Here is a 15,984-nt window from a genome sequence, read left to right as displayed (position 1 = left end):
GATTAGACTGTGGAATGGCAGAAGCGCGTCGGCACACCGGCGCGCCCCCTTTTCGACATGCCTCCGTGCGTTGCCGATGCAGCGCGCAACGGGGCAGGAGCACAACGCGTGACCGTATTCGACCCTTCCTTCGAACCCTCGCTGCACGTCTTCGAGCAAGACGGCGGATGGCAATGGGCGCTGACGGTGAAGCGGGCGACCGGCGTCGGCGTGAAAGTCGTGGCGTTCAGCCGCGAAGGCTTTCGCGGCGAAGCCGAGGCATACGCCGCTGGCCAGCTTGCCCGCGCCGAATATGACGCCGCCGTGACGGCCTGACGTCGTCGCGGCGATCCGGCGCGGGGATCGCCTTCCTCTGTGCCGTCCGTTGCCGGACGGCGCTTTTCCGACTGCTTCCGTTTTTTCTCCAGGCGCGAAATGCGACCGTTTGCCGGCATTCGCTGTGCCAAATGGTCCGTGCCGTTCGACACAGGCATGCCTATGCCGCCTTCGATGCGCGGGCATCGCGTCGACGATGCGACACGCGTGGCGAAAGTCTGCACGCAGGCTCATGACCTCCCGAGCAGGTGCGAACCACGTATCGCACGAGGGAGCGTGGAAAACGCCGATTCATATCGTAATAAGATATGAGGTTATTGCATCGGCGAGACAATGACGTCCCGCTTTCCTGAAAGGAGCTATCCGTGCAACTGACCCAGTTAGGCGGGCATGTCGCCCAATCCGGCATCGCCGAACGGCAAAAACACGCGCAGGCGCTGATGTTCGGGATGGCGAACATCGACGAGTACATGTCCGGCGGCGTCTGCTACGACGCCGCGGCCTACGTCCGGTATCTGCTGCGCGCGGACGCGATGATCACGCCCGCGGCGCTGCTCGACACGATCGGCCAGTCGTGGAGGACGCGCTTCAACTTCGAGACCGGCACTCAATGGGACGGGCGCGCGAGCATTCCGGCGGGCACCGCGGTCGGCTTCGCTCGCGGCGCGAATGTCTTTCACGCGGCGATTGCCGTCGGCGGCACCCGGATCCGCGGGATCAACGGCGGCCTGCTGGGCGCCGGCTGGCTGCATCCGGTCGATCTGGCACGCGTGCTGCAGCCGGATCCGGCCGGCGGTTTTACGTACGACCGCACGACCATTCGTGTCTATCTGTCGCGCCTGTAGGCGGTCCGACGTCAAGTTCCGTGCTGCTGGCCGTCGTCCGACCGCGCCGTGGGCGGGCGCCGTGCGGTCAGCGCGCTGGCGTCCGGCGATTTCTGCATGGCGTCGCGCGGTCCAACGCTGCTATCCTCTCGACCTTGAATGACGCGTCATGGTGGCGTGGACGCGCATGCTGCGTCGCGGCGCCGCGCGCCGGTGCGAGCCCACGCGCGCACTGAGGTAGCATGACTCACTATCCACGACGATCGATGACCTGTTTCGTGACCGATTTCCTTCCGTCCATGTCCACATGGTCAAGACAACGATGAGCGGTGCACCCGATCCGGCGGCGCCCGGCGACGAAGAATCGTCGGGCGGCGCTTCGTCCTATCTGGTGCCGGGGCTCGAACGCGGGTTGCGGATCCTCGCCGAATTCTCCGCGCGCGAGCCGGTGCTCGGTGCGCCGGAACTGTCGAAGCGCATCGGCATTCCGCGCACCACGACGTTCCGCCTGCTTCAGACGCTCGAGGCGCTTGGTTTTCTCGAACGCGTGAACGGCGATCGCTATTTCCGGCTCGGCGTCGGCGTGCTGCGGCTCGGCTTCGAATACCTGAATTCGCTCGAACTGACCGATCTCGGCACGCCCGTGCTCGAACGGCTGCGCGATTCGACCGGCCTGTCGACGCACCTGCTGATCCGCGACCAGCGCGACGTGGTGTTCGTCGCGAAGGCGCAGAGCAATGCGTCGATGTTCGGTTCGGTGAAGGTGCACGTCGGCACGCGCCTGCCCGCGCATGCGACCGTGCACGGCCACGTGCTGATGGGGGACCTGACGCGCGATGCGATGCGGCAGCTCTATCCGGAGAAGAAACTCGAACAGTTCACCGAGCGCACGCCCGGCACCGTCGACGAACTGTACGAACGCGTGCGTCACTACGCTCGGCTCGGCTATGCGGTCAGCGAGGCGGCGTTCGAGAGCGGCATTTCGGCCGTGACCGCACCCGTGCGCGATCATTCGGGCTCGATCGTCGCGGCGATCACCGCGACGGTGCCGCGCTCGGAGATCGGCGAGGCCGGCGAGAAGGAGCGGCTCGTCGAGGCCGTGTGCGGTGCGGCGGTCGACCTGTCGCAACGGCTGAACTATCGTCCGCTCGAAAGCGACCCGACGTTCGCGCATGCGCGCCACAAGGTCGCGATGTTCTGACGCTCGCGTATCGATCCGGCCGCGGCGCGCGGCATTGCAGACGACAAGAGCGGCCCGCGGGCCGCTCTTGTCGTTTTTGGGCGCCGAAGCCCGGTGCCCGAACGCGTTCAGAACGAATGATGAATCCCGGTCAGCACGATCACCTGGTTCGCGGTGCTCGACACGCCGGCCGTGAAGAACGCGGCCTTCGCGCCGCCGGAAGCGTGTTCATAAAGCACGTTCGCATACAACTGCGTGCGCTTGGACAGCGCGTAGATGTCGCCGAGTTCGACCTGCGTCCAGCGGCGGCCGGCCAGCGTCGTGGTTGCCGCGCCGCCCGCGATCGTGTTGAACGCGCTGCTGCGGTAATTCACACCCGCGTCGTAGCTCTGGAACGTGTCGGAAAACCCGTTCGACTGCATCTTCACGCGCGTGTAGAGACCGTGCACGAGAAAGTCGCCGATCTGGTAGGACGCGCCCGCGCCGATGTTCTCGACCTTGCTGGCGAGATAACCGTTCGCGGTGTTCTGCCCCTGGAACGACGTGATGCCTGTCTGGCCGATCAGGAGCGAGCGATCGTGCTCGTTCGAGTAGACGGCCGACGCCTTGAACGGCCCGTTCGCATAGTTCAGTGCGACGCCGACCGATTTGCCGGTCGAGAAGTTCGTCGTGTTGCCGAGCGCGAGGGTCGCCGCGGCCGAAAAGCCCGCGAAGGTCGGTGAACGATATTTGATCGAATTGTTGTACGGCACGTTGCCGGTCGCGGCGAGCCCGTCGATGTTGCCCGGATGGAACGCGTACCAGCTCATCGCGAGGTACGCGGTGCTGAGCGGGTCGAGATAGTCGAACGCCAGCGGCGTCTGGCGGCCGAGCGTCAGCGTGCCGTAGCGCTCGGCGCCGAGGCCGACGAACGCCGCGCGATTCCAGATCGTGTTCGCGGTCGCGAACTGGCCGTTGTTCGTATAGAAGCCGTTTTCCAGCTGGAAGATCGCCGACAGCCCGCCGCCGAGATCTTCCTTGCCTTTCAGGCCCCACCGGTCGGGCTGCGTATTGCCCTGGATCATCGCCCACTTCGCGTGGCCGCCGACGTTGTTCACGTACGCGACACCCGCGTCCATGCTGCCGTACAGCACCACGCTGCTCTGCGCCCACGCGCCCGACGCGGCACCCATTCCGATGACTGCCGCTGCTACCGCATGCTTGACCATTTGATCTCCTGACTCTCCAACCTGATGAAAACGTGTTGCGACGGCCTGCGCGGGGACGGCCGGCCGTCGCGCGGGTGCATATCGTCGAGCGGGCATTTGTATGTTCCATATAAGGAACATCGTGCCTCTGATGGAATGGAGTATAGGGGCGCGGAGCGTTCGATCAAAAATAAATTTTTCGGGACGGATGAGTGCTCCCGTGAGGCCGTACAGCAAGGCCTGATGCCTTTGAAAAACCGATAAACCCGCGTCAAACAACAAAAAATTACATTCGATAAGGTAGGCGAAGGGGGCGGTCGAACTGCGCGTCGGTGTTTTCCCTAGGACATGCAGCTTTTTATTTTGCTCGCGGAAAGTCGCTCCTATAATCACCATCCATAAACTGATGTTCCTGATATGGAACAAAACGGAACAAACCGAGAGTCGATCAGAAGGAAGGGTGCGAGATGTCTGAACAATGGATTTGCGCCGGTCACGCCGGCGCGCTGTCGGAAGACACGCCGATCGAGTTCAAGCGGACCGACGGCGTGGAAATCGGGATCTACCGCGTCGGCGACGACGTGTATGCGCTCGAGAACGTATGCCCGCATGCGTACGCGCTGCTGACGCAGGGGTTCGTCGACGAAGGCACGGTCGAATGCCCGCTGCACGAGGCCGTGTTCGACATCAAGACGGGCGAATGCCTGAAGGGCCCGGGCGGGCGCGCGCTGAAGCAGTACGCGGTGCGCCTCGCCGGCGAGGAAATCCAGATCAAGGTGGACTGAACATGAAAGAAGCGACCGTCAACTTCAATCCCTTCCTGAAGCCGTGGGTGGCGCCGCAGCCGAACAACGTCGCGGGCAAGGGGCAGATCGAGATCCCCGGCCAGGTCGAGAACCTGGTCTGGCAGAACCGCAAGGCGGAACCCACCCAGTACGAGAACGACCTCGGCGATGCGCTCGAACGCGTGTTCGAGAGCGGCGCGACCGAACTGGACGATGTCGTCGCGGGGCTGAACCGCATCGGCTTTCGCGCGCCGGACGGCACCGCATGGACCGTGGAGCGCTTCCGCGCCGAAATGGCCTCGCTGGCGGAATGAACGCGCCGACCGCGCCGCGCGCCTGAGCGCCGACCCGACAACCGCATCCGGAGCACACTGATGACGTCCCCCGACCAACACGAAACCCAACACGACCCGGTCCGCGACTACCTCGATCGCGGCATCAAGAACTACTGGTATCCCGTCGCGCCGAGCTGGCAGGTGTCGAACGCGCCCGTCGGCGTCACGCGCCTGTCCGAGCAGATCGCGCTGTGGCGCGATCACGACGGCAAGGTCCATGCGCTGGAAGATCGCTGCCCGCACCGCGGCGCGCGCCTGTCGCTCGGCTGGAACCTTGGCGGCAACATCGCGTGCTGGTATCACGGCATCGAAGTCGACGGCGGCGGCACGGTCAACCGCGTGCCGGCGGTATCGAACTGTCCGCTCGAAGGCACGAAGTGCGTGAAGTCGTATCCGGTCGAGGAGAAGGCCGGCGCGATCTTCCTGTGGTTCGGCGACGAAGCGCACGGCGAGCCGGCGCCGCTGAACCTGCCGGAAGAACTGGTCGCCGACGAGTACGGCCACTTTCTGTGCGTATCGAACTGGAAGTGCAATTACCAGTACGCGATCGACAACGTGATGGACCCGATGCACGGCGCGTATCTGCACGCGACGTCGCACTCGATGGCCGAAGGCGACAAGCAGGCCGACATGCGCGTGCGCAAGACGGAAACGGGCCTGATGTTCGAGAAGATCGGCCAGCGCGACGTGAACTTCGACTGGGTCGAACTCGGCGAAACCGGCTGCCTGTGGATGCGCCTCGCGATTCCGTACAAGCAGAAATTCGGCCCGGGCGGCAACTTCGGGATCATCGGCTTCGCGACGCCGGTCGACGGCGACCACTGCCAGGTCTATTTCTGGCGTACCCGCAAGGTCGGCGGCTGGCAGCGCGACGTGTGGCGCTTCATGTACCGCAACCGCCTCGAAGGCCTGCACTGGGACGTGCTCGAGCAGGACCGCTACGTCCTCGAAAGCCTCGCGCCGCATGCGCGCGATCACGAATACCTGTACCAGCACGACGTCGGCATCACACGTGTGCGCCGGATGCTGCGCCAGCGGGCGCAGGAACACCTGTCCGCGCTCGACGTGCATCGTGCGGCGCACGCCGCCGCGGAGCCCGCGAATGGCTGAGCTCGCACCGGTCGTGGCGCTGCCCGGTCGCCGCGTGCTCGTCACGGGCGGGGCGCGCGGTCTCGGCGCGGCGTTCGTGAAGGCGCTCGTCGAAGCCGGCGCGCAGGTCGCGTTCGGCGACGTGCTCGCGGAAGAGGGGCGCTCGCTCGCCGCGCAGCTCACGCAAGCCGGCCACGCCGCGCATTTCTTTGCACTCGACCTTGCCGATCCGGCCAGCATCGACGCTTTCGTCGCGCAGGGCGCGGCGGCGCTCGGCGGCATCGACGCGCTGATCAACAACGCGGCGATCACGAACTCGGGCGGGAAGCTTTCCACCGAGCTCGACGTGGCGACGTGGGACGCCGTGATGAACGTGAACGTGCGCGGCGTATGGCTCGTCAGCAATGCAGCGCTGCCCTATCTCGCTCAGTCGGGACGCGGTGCGATCGTGAACCTCGCATCGGATACCGCGCTGTGGGGCGCGCCGAAGCTGCTCGCGTACGTCGCGAGCAAGGGCGCGGTGATCGCGATGACGCATGCGCAGGCACGCGAGTTCGGCGCGCACGGCGTAACGGTCAACGCGATCGCGCCGGGGCTCACCGAAGTCGAGGCGACCGCCTACGTACCGGCCGAGCGCCATGCGTTCTACCTGCAGGGCCGTGCGCTGACGCGCGCGCAGGTGCCCGGCGACGTGACGGGCCCCGTGCTGTTCCTGCTGTCGGACGGCGCGCGCTTCGTCACGGGTCAACTGCTGCCGGTCAACGGCGGCTTCGTAATGAACTGAATTGAAGTTTTCACTCGGAATGAAGGAGAGGACGATGGCGGACGCCGATCTCGAACGCAAGTCGTGGGACCAGCCGGAAGGCGCAAGCTTCAACGACTGGATGGAAGGGCGCGTCGCGCGCTACGCGACGCGGCGCTACGACTGGGACGCGCTGAAGTTCCAGGCCGACTACGACCCGAAGTACCGCCGCGCGCAGATGCGCTACGTCGGCACGGGCGGCACGGGCGTCGCGAAGGACGTCAACACGGTGCCGGCCGGCAACTTCACGTTCTCGACGATGGTCATCCCGGCCGGCAACATCGGCCCGAGCCACATCCATATCGACGTCGAGGAAATCTTCTTCGTGCTGCGCGGCAAGATGAAGGTGATCTGCGAGCGCGACGGCGAGACGTGGGAAGCGATCCTCGGCGAGCGCGACCTGATCTCGGTGCCGCCGGGCGTGTATCGCACGGAAATCAACATCGGCGAGGAAGATGCGCTGATGTGCGTGATGCTCGGTTCGCCGAAGCCGATCACGCCGACGTATCCGCCCGATTCGCCGCTCGCGAAGATCAAGCGCTGAGGCGGGGCGGGCGAAGCAATGAGTGTCATCGACAAACGTGAACGCGACCGCACCGCGGCGTTCGCCGCGCTGCTCGGGCAGTTTCCCGAACAGCGTTGCGTAGCCGGCGCGGCGGGCACGATCGGCTACCGTGAGGCCGGCGCGCGGCATGCGGGCCGCGCGCTGCCCGCCGTGCTGCTGCACGGGATCGGCTCGGGCGCCGCATCGTGGGTGTGCCAGCTCGATACGCTCGGCGCATCGCGCCGCGTGCTCGCGTGGGATGCGCCGGGTTACGGCGTGTCGACGCCCGTGCACGGCGCGTCGCCCGCCGCCGCCGATTACGCGGCATCGCTGAACGCGTGGCTCGAGGCACTCGGCATCGAACGCTGCGTGCTGGTCGGTCATTCGCTCGGCGCGATCATCGCGGGCGGTCTCGCCCGTATGATGCCCGCGCGGATCGCCGGCCTGCTGCTGGTGTCGCCCGCCGGCGGCTACGGCAGCGCACCGGCCGACACCCGCGAATCGCGCCGCGACGCGCGGCTCGCGATGCTCGCGGAACTCGGCCCGGCCGGGCTCGCCGAGCAGCGCAGCGGCAACATGGTGTCCGGTTTCGCGAACGAGGAGGCGCGGGCGTGGGTGCGCTGGAACATGGCGCGCATCGTGCCGGCCGGCTATGCGCAGGCCACGCATCTGCTTGCGAACGCCGATCTCGCGGCCGATCTCGCCGGCTTTCGCGGCCGCACGGCCGTGGCCGTCGGCGCGCACGATGCGATCACGCCGCCCGCCGCGTGCGAGCGGATCGCCGCGGCCGCGCGTGTCGGGCTGCAGGTGATTCCGCAGGCCGGGCATGCCGGTTATGTGGAAGCGCCGGCCGTCTATTCCGCATTGATCGAAGGTTTCTGCCGGCAGTGCGATGCGCAGTGGGGGCTGGCATGAGCGAACCGCTGCAACAAAACGAATCCGACAACGCGAAGGCCGAAGCCAGCTACGTGGTGCCGGGCCTCGAACGCGGGCTGCGGATTCTCGCCGAATTCTCGCCGCGCGAGCCCGTGCTCGGCGCGCCCGAGTTGTCGAAACGGCTCGGCATTCCGCGCACGACGGTGTTCCGTCTGCTGCAGACACTCGAATCGCTCGGCTTTCTCGAACGCGCGGACAAGGATCGCAACTACAAGCTCGGCATCGCGGTGCTGCGGCTCGGCTTCGAATACCTGAGCTCGCTGGAGCTGACCGATCTCGGCCTGCCGGTGATCGAGAGCCTGCGCGATGCGACCGGCTTCACGACGCACATCGTGATCCGCGACGGCCGCGACGTGGTGTTCGTCGCGAAGGCGCAGAGTCAGTCGCCGGTGTTCAGCTCGATCCGCGTGAACGTCGGCACGCGGCTGCCCGCGCATGCGACGACGCACGGCCACGTGCTGATGGGCGACCTGTCGATGAAGGAACTGCATGCGCTATATCCGGAACGCGTGCTGAACCGGATGACGAGCGCGACGCCGGAAACGGTCGACGCGCTGTACGACGTGATCCGCGAGGACGCACTGCGCGGCTACGGCGTCAGCAATTCGTCGTTCGAACGCGGGATCTCGGTCGTCACGGCGCCGGTGCGCAACGAGACGCAGAAGATCGTCGCGTGCATCACGGTGACGGTGCCGAGGCCGGAGATCGACGCGGCGCTGATCGCGGACGGTCTGATCGACAAGGTGCAGCGCGCGGCGGCGGAATTGTCGCGGCGGCTCAATTACCGCTCGGATGACGAGCACACGTTCATGAAAGCTTTAGGACTGAAATGAGACCCCCACGCATGCTTCGCACGCTGCCCCCCGACGGGGCGGTCAATCTTCTTGGGGCGGCCCGGCGAGGACCGACGACATGATCGAGATCGATCTGACCGGGCAGGTGGCGGTGGTGACGGGCGGTTCGTCCGGCATCGGCCTCGCGACCGCCGAACGGTTCCTGCAGGCCGGCGCGTCGGTCGCGATCTGCGGCCGCGACGGCGAACGCCTCGCCCGCGCCGAAGCGATGCTGCGCGACAAGTACGCAGGCGCACGACTGCTGGCCGCGCGCTGCGACGTGCTCGACGAAGCCGACGTGACCGCATTCGCGCAAGCGGTGTCCACGCGTTTCGGCCGTGCCGACATGCTGGTCAACAATGCAGGCCAGGGCCGCGTGTCGACTTTCGCCGATACGACCGACGACGCCTGGCGCGAAGAACTCGAATTGAAGTACTTCAGCATCATCCGTCCGACGCGCGCCTTCCTGCCGCTGCTGCGCGATGCGGCCGCGCCGACGATCACCTGCGTGAACTCGCTGCTCGCGCTGCAGCCGGAGCCGCACATGGTCGCGACGTCGTCGGCGCGCGCCGGCGTGCTGAGCCTCGTGAAATCGCTCGCGACCGAACTGGCGCCGCAGCGCATCCGCGTGAACTCGATCCTGATCGGCATCGTCGAGTCGGGGCAGTGGCGCCGCCGCTACGACACGCAGGCGCAGCCCGGCGAAAGCTGGGAAGACTGGACGGGCGCGCTCGCCCGCAAGAAGAACATCCCGCTGAATCGCTTCGGCAAGCCCGACGAGGCCGCCTGGGCACTTTTTTATCTCGCAACGCATCTGTCGTCCTACACGACGGGCAGCCATATCGACGTTTCTGGAGGCTTTGCACGCCATGTCTAAAAAAACCACGGTTGGCGAGCTGATTGCCGCCTTTCTCGAGCAGTGCGGCGTGAAAACCGCGTTCGGCGTCATCTCGATCCACAACATGCCGATCCTCGACGCGATCAACTCGCGCGGCAACATCCGCTATGTCGGGGCGCGCGGTGAAGCCGGCGCGCTGAACATGGCCGACGGGCTGGCCCGCGTGTCGGGCGGGCTCGGCGTCGCGTTCACGAGCACGGGCACGGCGGCCGGCAATGCGGCCGGCGCGATGGTCGAGGCACTGACGGCCGGCACCGCGCTCCTGCACGTGACCGGGCAGATCGAGACGCCGTATCTCGACCGCGATCTCGCGTACATCCACGAAGCGCCCGACCAGTTGTCGATGCTCGACTCGATCTCGAAGGCCGCGTTCCGCGTGCGCACCGTCGAAACCGTGCTGCCGACGATCCGCGAAGCCGTGCGCATCGCGCAGACCGCGCCGACGGGCCCCGTGTCCGTCGAGATTCCGATCGACATCCAGGCGGCCGAAATCGAATGGCCGGAAGACCTCGCACCCGCCCACGTCGCGGTGCGCGAGCACGACACCGCGCGCGTCGCGAAGCTTGCCGACGCACTCGCGGCCAAGCGCCGCCCGCTGCTGTGGCTCGGCGGCGGCGCGCGCCATGCACGCGAGGAAGTCGAACGCCTCGTGAAGCTCGGCTTCGGTGTCGTGACGAGCGTGCAGGGCCGCGGCGTGCTGCCGGAAGATCACCCGGCGACGCTCGGCGCGTTCAACGTGCATGCGTCGGTCGAAGCGTTCTACAAGACCTGCGACGCGCTCGTCGTGGTCGGCTCGCGCCTGCGCGGCAACGAGACGCTGAAGTACAAGCTCGCGCTGCCGCAGCCGCTGTTCCGCGTCGATGCCGACGCGCTCGCCGACAACCGCGGCTATCGCAACGAACTGTTCGTGCATGGCGATTCGAAGCGCGTGCTGGCTGAACTGGCCGACCGCCTCGAAGGCCGGCTGTCCGTCGATCCGCAATTCGCGGCCGATCTCGCGGCGGCCCGCGAAGACGCGGTGGCCGACGTGGCGAAGGGCCTCGGGCCGTACAAGAAGCTCGTCGATACGCTGCAGGGCGCCGTCGGCCGCGACTACAACTGGGTGCGCGACGTGACGATCTCGAACAGCACGTGGGGCAACCGCCTGCTGAAGATCTTCGAGCCGCGCTCGGGCGTGCATGCGCTCGGCGGCGGCATCGGCCAGGGCATCCAGATGGGCATCGGCGCGGCGCTCGCGGGCGCCGCGGCGAAGACGGTCTGCCTCGTCGGCGACGGCGGCCTGATGGTCAACGTCGGCGAACTGGTCACGGCCGTGCAGGAAAACGCGAACGTGATGATCGTGCTGATGAACGACCAGTGCTACGGCGTGATCCGCAACATCCAGGACGCGCACTACGGCGGCCGCCGCTGCTTCGTGCAACTGCACCAGCCGGATTTCGCGCAGTTCTGCGCGAGCTTCGGCCTCACGCACTACCGGATCACGTCGCTCGACCAGGCCGAGGCGATCGTGCGCGAAGGGATCGCGAAGGAAGGGCCGGTGATGGTCGAGGTCGACATGCTGTCGGTCGGCTCGTTCGCGTCCGCCTTCGCGGGCCCGCCGGTGAAGCAGGAAGCGCCGACGGAGCGCCAGTATGCATAACGGGCAAAAGCGGGCGCACGCCCCGGTCGACATCGCGATGATCGGCTTCGGCGCGATCGGCGCGGCCGTGTACCACGCGGTCGAGCACGATGCGTCGCTGCGCGTCGCGCACGTGATCGTGCCGGAACACCAGCGCGACGCGGTGCAGCGTGATCTCGGCGGCGCGGTGGAGGTCGTGTCGTCGGTCGACGCGCTGGCCCGCCGCCCCGAGTTCGCGCTCGAATGCGCGGGCCACAGCGCGCTCGTCGATCACGTCGTGCCGCTGCTGAAGGCCGGCACCGACTGCGCGGTCGCGTCGATCGGCGCGCTGTCCGATCTCGCGCTGCTCGACGTGCTGTCGCAGGCCGCCGACGAAGGCGGCACGACGGTGACGCTGCTGTCGGGTGCGATCGGCGGCATCGACGCGCTGGCGTCCGCGAAGCAGGGCGGCCTCGACGAAGTGCTGTACGTCGGCCGCAAACCGCCGCTCGGCTGGCTCGGCACGCCGGCCGAGGCACTGTGCGACCTGCACGCGATGACCGAAGAGAAGGTGATCTTCGAAGGCACCGCGCGCGACGCCGCGCGGCTCTATCCGAAGAACGCGAACGTCGCGGCGACGGTCGCGCTCGCGGGCCTCGGGCTCGACGCGACCCACGTGCGCCTGATCGCCGATCCGGCGGTCGCGCGCAACGTGCACCGCATCACCGCGCGCGGCGCGTTCGGCGAGATGTCGCTGGAAATGAGCGGCAAGCCGCTGCCCGACAACCCGAAGACGTCCGCGCTGACGGCGTACAGCGCGATCCGCGCGCTGCGCAACCGCGCGGCCCGCTGCGTGATCTGACCGGACCATCGAGCGTCCGCCCGCGCCACGGCGAGGGCGGATGCGCAGAGACAGATTTGTGGGATAGGTGACATGACTTCTTTCGATACGAGCCTCGTGCCCGACGGCAACATCCTGATCGGCGGCGAGTGGCGGCGCGGCCGTGGCGCGCCTTACACGAGCATCTATCCGGCCGACCAGACGGTGAACATGGAAGTGTCGATGGCGAACGCGGAAGACGCGGCCGACGCCGTCGCGGCCGCCGACGCCGCATGGCGCCGCGCCGACTGGGCCGGGCTCAAACCGCATCAGCGCGCGCAGGTGCTGTACCGCGTCGCCGACCTGATCATGCAGCGCCACGAAGCGCTCGCGCACCTGCAGCGCCGCGACAACGGCAAGCCGATCGGCGAGACGCGCGTGCTGGTGGCCAGCGCCGCGAACACGTTCCGCTATTTCGCGGCCTGCCTCGAAACGCTCGACGAAGAACTGACGCCGTCGCGCGGCGATTACCTGACGATGAGCGTGTACGAGCCGATCGGCGTGATCGCGGCGATCACGCCGTGGAATTCGCCGATCGCGTCCGACGCGCAGAAGCTTGCGCCGGCGCTGGCCGGCGGCAACGCGGTGGTGCTCAAGCCGGCCGAGGTCACGCCGCTCGTATCGCTCGCGCTGGCGCGCATCTGCGAGGAAGCCGGCGTGCCGAAGGGCGTGCTGAGCGTGCTGCCGGGCAAGGGTTCGGTGATCGGCGACGTGCTCGTGCGCCATCCGCTGGTGAAGAAGGTGTCGTTCACCGGCGGTACCGAGGTAGGCCGCGGCATCGCGCGCATCGCGGCCGAGAAGCTGATGCCCGTGTCGCTCGAACTGGGCGGCAAGTCGCCGACGATCGTGTGCGACGACGCCGATCTCGATCACGCGGTCAACGGCGTGCTGTACGGGATCTTCAGCTCGTCGGGCGAGGCGTGCATCGCCGGGTCGCGGTTGTTCGTGCAGCACGCGGTGTACGACGCATTCATGCAGCGCCTGGTGGCCGGCGCGCGCAAGCTGCGCGTGGGCGACCCGACGCGGCCCGACACGCAGATGGGCCCGCTGATCACCGCGAAGCATCGCGAGTCGGTGGAACGCTACGTCGCGCTCGGGCTAGAAGAAGGCGGCCGCCTGCTGTGCGGCGGCGAGCGGCCGACGGGCGACGGGCGCGAGCAAGGCTTCTTCTATCAGCCGACGATTCTCGAAGGCTTGCCGAACAGCGCACGCATCTGCCAGGAGGAAATCTTCGGGCCGGTGCTGGTCGCGATGCCGTTCGACGACGAAGCGTCGCTGATCGCACAGGCGAACGACAGCGTGTTCGGCCTCGCGGCCGGCATCTGGACGCGCGACTACAAGCGTGCGTGGCGCATCGCGCGGGCGCTGGAGACGGGCACCGTGTGGATCAATACGTACAAGCTGTTCTCGATCTCCACGCCGTTCTCGGGCTGGAAGGAGAGCGGGATGGGGCGCGAGAAGGGGCGTCTCGGCATCCGCGAATACATGCAGCAGAAGAGCCTCTACTGGGGCTTGAACGACGCGCCGCTGCCGTGGGCGAACTGAGCGAAGGGGAATGACGCAATGAGCATCTTGGGAATCGAGCAGATCACGTACGGTGTCGACGACCTCGCCACCTGCCGGCGCTTTTTCGCCGACTGGGGCTTGAAGGAAGTCGCGCACGACGACACCCGCGCCCGTTTCGAAACGCTGAACGGTTGCACCGTGCTGGTCGTGCGGGCCGACGATCCGTCGCTGCCGCCCGCATTCGAAGCCGGCCCGACGCTGCGTGAAGTCACGTGGGGTGTCGCGACGCGGCAGGAACTCGACGCGCTGCGCACGAAGCTCGCCGGCCAGCCCGGCTACTACGCGCAGGAGGATGCGGTCGGCTGCATCGATCCGAACGGGATGGCGATCCGCGTCGAAGTCACGCGCAAGCGCGCACTCGACATCACGGGCTCGCCGTCGAACGTGTGGGGCCAGACGCTGCGCGTCGACCAGCCGAGCCCGATCTATGCGCGCGCGGAGCCGGTCGAGGTCGGGCACGTCGTGTTCTTCACGAACTGCCTCGACGCGCAGGAAACGTTCTATCACGAACTGCTCGGCTTCGAGACGTCGGACCGTTACCCGGGCCGCGGCGCGTTCATGCGCTGCGCGCCGCACGGCGGCCATCACGACCTGTTCCTGCTCGCGCTGCCGAATGGAAAACGCGGCCTGAACCACGTCGCGTTCACCGTGCGCGACATCCACGAAGTGTTCGGCGGCGGCATGCACATCGACCGCTGCGGCTGGCAAACGCAGCTCGGCCCGGGGCGTCATCCGGTGTCGTCCGCGTACTTCTGGTACTTCCAGAACCCGGCCGGCGCATTGATCGAGTACTACGCGGACGAGGACGTGCTCACGCCCGAGTGGCAGCCGCGCGAATTCGAGCCGGGCCCGACCGTGTTCGCCGAATGGGCCGTCGACGGCGGCCTCGACGGCAACACGCGCCGGCAGAAGAACGCGAAGGCGCCGGAAGGCAAGTTCATGACGGAGCGGAAATCGTGAGCGAAACGAACTCGCAGGAATCGGCCGCGCCGGGCACGGTCGTCGTGATCGGCGGCGGCCAGGCCGCAGGCTGGGTGCTGAAGACGCTGCGCGCGGAAGGCTTCGCGGGCCGCCTGGTGATGATCGCCGACGAGCCGCACTTGCCGTACGAGCGCCCGCCGCTGTCGAAGGCCGTGCTGGCCGGCGACGCCGACATCGAAACCGTGCGCGTCGTGCGCCCCGACGAATTCGATGCGCTGAACGTCGAAGCGTGGCAGCCGGAACGCGCGGCGTCGATCGATCGCGCGCGCCGCGTGGTGAAGACCGAAAGCGGCCGCGAGATCGCATACGACCGGCTCGTGATCGCGACCGGCGGCACGTCGCGCCGCTTGCCCGATGCGCTCGTCAACACGCCGAACCTGCATTATCTGCGCACGCTCGACGAAGCGGCCGCGCTCGGCGAGAAGCTGCGCGCGAGCCGGCGCGTGCTCGTGATCGGCGGCGGCTGGATCGGCCTCGAAGTCGCGGCAACGGCGCGCAAGCTCGGCGTCGATGCGATCGTGGTCGAAGGTGCGCCGCGCCTGTGCGGCCGTTCGGTGCCGCAGATCGTGTCGGACTTCCTGCTCGACCTGCATCGTTCGAACGGTGTCGAGGTGCGGACGGGCGCGGCGCTCGCGTCGCTCGACCCGCTGCCGGATGACGCGTCGAAGGTACGCGCGACGCTTGCCGACGGCACGACGATCGACGCCGATTTCGCGGTGGCCGGCATCGGCCTCGCGCTGAACGTGTCGCTCGCGAGCGACGCGGGGCTCGCGATCGACGACGGCATCGTCGTCGACGAATACGGCGCGACCAGCGATCCGGCGATCTTCGCGTGCGGCGACGTCGCGAACCATCACAACGGCTGGCTGAAGCGGCGCGTGCGGCTCGAATCGTGGGCCAACGCGCAGAACCAGGCGATCGCGGCGGCGAAGGCCGTGCTCGGCGTACGCGCGCCGTATGCGGAGATTCCGTGGTTCTGGTCCGATCAGTACGACGTGAACCTGCAGATCCTCGGCGATCTGCCGGCCGATGCGCAGCTCGTCGTGCGCGGCGATCTCGCCGCGCGCCGTGCGACGCTGTTTTTCGTTGGCGACGGGCATGTGAGAGGTGTCGTCGCGGTGAACAACGCGCGTGAGTTGAAGCTCGCGCGCAAGTGGATGAACCAGGGCCGGGCGGTGGATACGGAAGCTCTGGCAGACACGACCCAGGCGCTTGCCTGACCGGCCCAACCC

General features: G+C 67.4%; 17 protein-coding genes. 16 read left to right on the top strand and 1 reads right to left on the bottom strand.

Going from position 1 to position 15,984, the window contains the following annotated elements; all coding sequences use genetic code 11:
• Nucleotides 1-108: 108 nt before the first annotated feature.
• The 3 genes from QZM15_RS04275 (at nt 109) to QZM15_RS04265 (ending at nt 2,340) form a co-directional block, all read left to right on the top strand.
• On the top strand, nt 109-315 hold the full coding sequence (locus QZM15_RS04275; protein ID WP_059585120.1) for a hypothetical protein: 207 nt from the start codon (nt 109-111) through the stop codon (nt 313-315).
• Between the two features lie 365 nt (nt 316-680).
• The gene (tecA, locus tag QZM15_RS04270) at nt 681-1,160 is read left to right on the top strand and encodes a type 6 secretion system effector deamidase TecA (RefSeq protein WP_059639681.1); all 480 of its coding nucleotides are present in this window, start codon (nt 681-683) and stop codon (nt 1,158-1,160) included.
• Nucleotides 1,161-1,446: 286 nt separating this feature from the next.
• Nucleotides 1,447-2,340, top strand: a complete 894-nt coding sequence (locus tag QZM15_RS04265; protein ID WP_059584877.1) for an IclR family transcriptional regulator — start codon at nt 1,447-1,449, stop codon at nt 2,338-2,340.
• 107 nt (nt 2,341-2,447) lie between these two features.
• Here the strand turns inward: QZM15_RS04265 and QZM15_RS04260 are convergent, their stop codons facing one another.
• Nucleotides 2,448-3,527 (bottom strand): porin, encoded by a 1,080-nt coding sequence (locus QZM15_RS04260; RefSeq protein ID WP_059639679.1) that lies wholly within the window; start codon nt 3,525-3,527, stop codon nt 2,448-2,450.
• 446 nt (nt 3,528-3,973) lie between these two features.
• Between QZM15_RS04260 and QZM15_RS04255 the strand changes: the two genes are divergently transcribed.
• The 13 genes from QZM15_RS04255 to QZM15_RS04195 all read left to right on the top strand — a co-directional run bounded on the left by QZM15_RS04255 (nt 3,974) and on the right by QZM15_RS04195 (nt 15,972).
• Nucleotides 3,974-4,291, top strand: a complete 318-nt coding sequence (locus tag QZM15_RS04255; RefSeq protein WP_059584879.1) for a non-heme iron oxygenase ferredoxin subunit — start codon at nt 3,974-3,976, stop codon at nt 4,289-4,291.
• A gap of 2 nt (nt 4,292-4,293) precedes the next feature.
• A complete protein-coding gene (locus tag QZM15_RS04250) occupies nt 4,294-4,605 on the top strand; it encodes a recombinase-like helix-turn-helix domain-containing protein (protein ID WP_059584880.1) in 312 nt (103 codons plus the stop codon).
• 60 nt (nt 4,606-4,665) lie between these two features.
• Nucleotides 4,666-5,736, top strand: coding sequence for an aromatic ring-hydroxylating dioxygenase subunit alpha (locus QZM15_RS04245; RefSeq protein ID WP_302105880.1), 1,071 nt, complete (start codon nt 4,666-4,668; stop codon nt 5,734-5,736).
• On the top strand, nt 5,729-6,499 hold the full coding sequence (locus QZM15_RS04240; protein ID WP_104012701.1) for an SDR family oxidoreductase: 771 nt from the start codon (nt 5,729-5,731) through the stop codon (nt 6,497-6,499). Before QZM15_RS04245 ends, QZM15_RS04240 begins: the two co-directional genes overlap by 8 nt.
• Nucleotides 6,500-6,533: 34 nt before the next feature.
• Nucleotides 6,534-7,061 carry a cupin domain-containing protein gene (locus QZM15_RS04235; RefSeq protein ID WP_034180369.1) on the top strand — a complete coding sequence of 176 codons (528 nt, stop codon included), beginning with the start codon at nt 6,534-6,536 and terminating at the stop codon, nt 7,059-7,061.
• 18 nt (nt 7,062-7,079) lie between these two features.
• Nucleotides 7,080-7,976, top strand: a complete 897-nt coding sequence (locus tag QZM15_RS04230) for an alpha/beta fold hydrolase (RefSeq protein ID WP_302105879.1) — start codon at nt 7,080-7,082, stop codon at nt 7,974-7,976.
• Nucleotides 7,973-8,830, top strand: a complete 858-nt coding sequence (locus QZM15_RS04225; protein ID WP_302105878.1) for an IclR family transcriptional regulator — start codon at nt 7,973-7,975, stop codon at nt 8,828-8,830. Before QZM15_RS04230 ends, QZM15_RS04225 begins: the two co-directional genes overlap by 4 nt.
• A 79-nt stretch (nt 8,831-8,909) precedes the next feature.
• The gene (locus QZM15_RS04220; RefSeq protein WP_059639673.1) at nt 8,910-9,707 is read left to right on the top strand and encodes an SDR family oxidoreductase; all 798 of its coding nucleotides are present in this window, start codon (nt 8,910-8,912) and stop codon (nt 9,705-9,707) included.
• Nucleotides 9,700-11,367 (top strand): thiamine pyrophosphate-binding protein, encoded by a 1,668-nt coding sequence (locus tag QZM15_RS04215; protein ID WP_099317602.1) that lies wholly within the window; start codon nt 9,700-9,702, stop codon nt 11,365-11,367. The genes QZM15_RS04220 and QZM15_RS04215 overlap by 8 nt, the downstream gene beginning before the upstream one ends.
• Nucleotides 11,360-12,187 carry an aspartate dehydrogenase gene (locus QZM15_RS04210; protein ID WP_302105877.1) on the top strand — a complete coding sequence of 276 codons (828 nt, stop codon included), beginning with the start codon at nt 11,360-11,362 and terminating at the stop codon, nt 12,185-12,187. The genes QZM15_RS04215 and QZM15_RS04210 overlap by 8 nt, the downstream gene beginning before the upstream one ends.
• A gap of 72 nt (nt 12,188-12,259) precedes the next feature.
• Nucleotides 12,260-13,750, top strand: coding sequence for an aldehyde dehydrogenase (locus QZM15_RS04205; protein ID WP_302105876.1), 1,491 nt, complete (start codon nt 12,260-12,262; stop codon nt 13,748-13,750).
• A gap of 18 nt (nt 13,751-13,768) precedes the next feature.
• The gene (locus tag QZM15_RS04200) at nt 13,769-14,731 is read left to right on the top strand and encodes a VOC family protein (protein ID WP_060968756.1); all 963 of its coding nucleotides are present in this window, start codon (nt 13,769-13,771) and stop codon (nt 14,729-14,731) included.
• Complete coding sequence (locus tag QZM15_RS04195; protein WP_302105875.1) at nt 14,728-15,972, top strand: NAD(P)/FAD-dependent oxidoreductase; 1,245 nt, start codon at nt 14,728-14,730, stop codon at nt 15,970-15,972. Before QZM15_RS04200 ends, QZM15_RS04195 begins: the two co-directional genes overlap by 4 nt.
• Nucleotides 15,973-15,984 lie beyond the last annotated feature (12 nt).

Source organism: Burkholderia sp. AU44665, assembly GCF_030504405.1.
Taxonomy (GTDB): domain Bacteria; phylum Pseudomonadota; class Gammaproteobacteria; order Burkholderiales; family Burkholderiaceae; genus Burkholderia; species Burkholderia semiarida.
Note: the sequence above shows the minus strand (reverse complement) of the source record. Positions and strands in the feature narration are given on the sequence as shown.

What these genes read in the sequence shown, in the direction of transcription:
- QZM15_RS04220 (WP_059639673.1), top strand. Translation starts at nt 8,910, where the DNA reads ATGATCGAGATCGATCTGACCGGGCAGGTGGCGGTGGTGACGGGCGGT.
- QZM15_RS04230 (WP_302105879.1), top strand. Translation starts at nt 7,080, where the DNA reads ATGAGTGTCATCGACAAACGTGAACGCGACCGCACCGCGGCGTTCGCC.
- QZM15_RS04245 (WP_302105880.1), top strand. Translation starts at nt 4,666, where the DNA reads ATGACGTCCCCCGACCAACACGAAACCCAACACGACCCGGTCCGCGAC.
- QZM15_RS04225 (WP_302105878.1), top strand. Translation starts at nt 7,973, where the DNA reads ATGAGCGAACCGCTGCAACAAAACGAATCCGACAACGCGAAGGCCGAA.
- QZM15_RS04265 (WP_059584877.1), top strand. Translation starts at nt 1,447, where the DNA reads ATGGTCAAGACAACGATGAGCGGTGCACCCGATCCGGCGGCGCCCGGC.
- QZM15_RS04205 (WP_302105876.1), top strand. Translation starts at nt 12,260, where the DNA reads ATGACTTCTTTCGATACGAGCCTCGTGCCCGACGGCAACATCCTGATC.
- QZM15_RS04215 (WP_099317602.1), top strand. Translation starts at nt 9,700, where the DNA reads ATGTCTAAAAAAACCACGGTTGGCGAGCTGATTGCCGCCTTTCTCGAG.
- QZM15_RS04200 (WP_060968756.1), top strand. Translation starts at nt 13,769, where the DNA reads ATGAGCATCTTGGGAATCGAGCAGATCACGTACGGTGTCGACGACCTC.
- QZM15_RS04210 (WP_302105877.1), top strand. Translation starts at nt 11,360, where the DNA reads ATGCATAACGGGCAAAAGCGGGCGCACGCCCCGGTCGACATCGCGATG.
- QZM15_RS04260 (WP_059639679.1), bottom strand. Translation starts at nt 3,527, where the DNA reads ATGGTCAAGCATGCGGTAGCAGCGGCAGTCATCGGAATGGGTGCCGCG.
- QZM15_RS04235 (WP_034180369.1), top strand. Translation starts at nt 6,534, where the DNA reads ATGGCGGACGCCGATCTCGAACGCAAGTCGTGGGACCAGCCGGAAGGC.
- QZM15_RS04240 (WP_104012701.1), top strand. Translation starts at nt 5,729, where the DNA reads ATGGCTGAGCTCGCACCGGTCGTGGCGCTGCCCGGTCGCCGCGTGCTC.
- QZM15_RS04255 (WP_059584879.1), top strand. Translation starts at nt 3,974, where the DNA reads ATGTCTGAACAATGGATTTGCGCCGGTCACGCCGGCGCGCTGTCGGAA.
- QZM15_RS04250 (WP_059584880.1), top strand. Translation starts at nt 4,294, where the DNA reads ATGAAAGAAGCGACCGTCAACTTCAATCCCTTCCTGAAGCCGTGGGTG.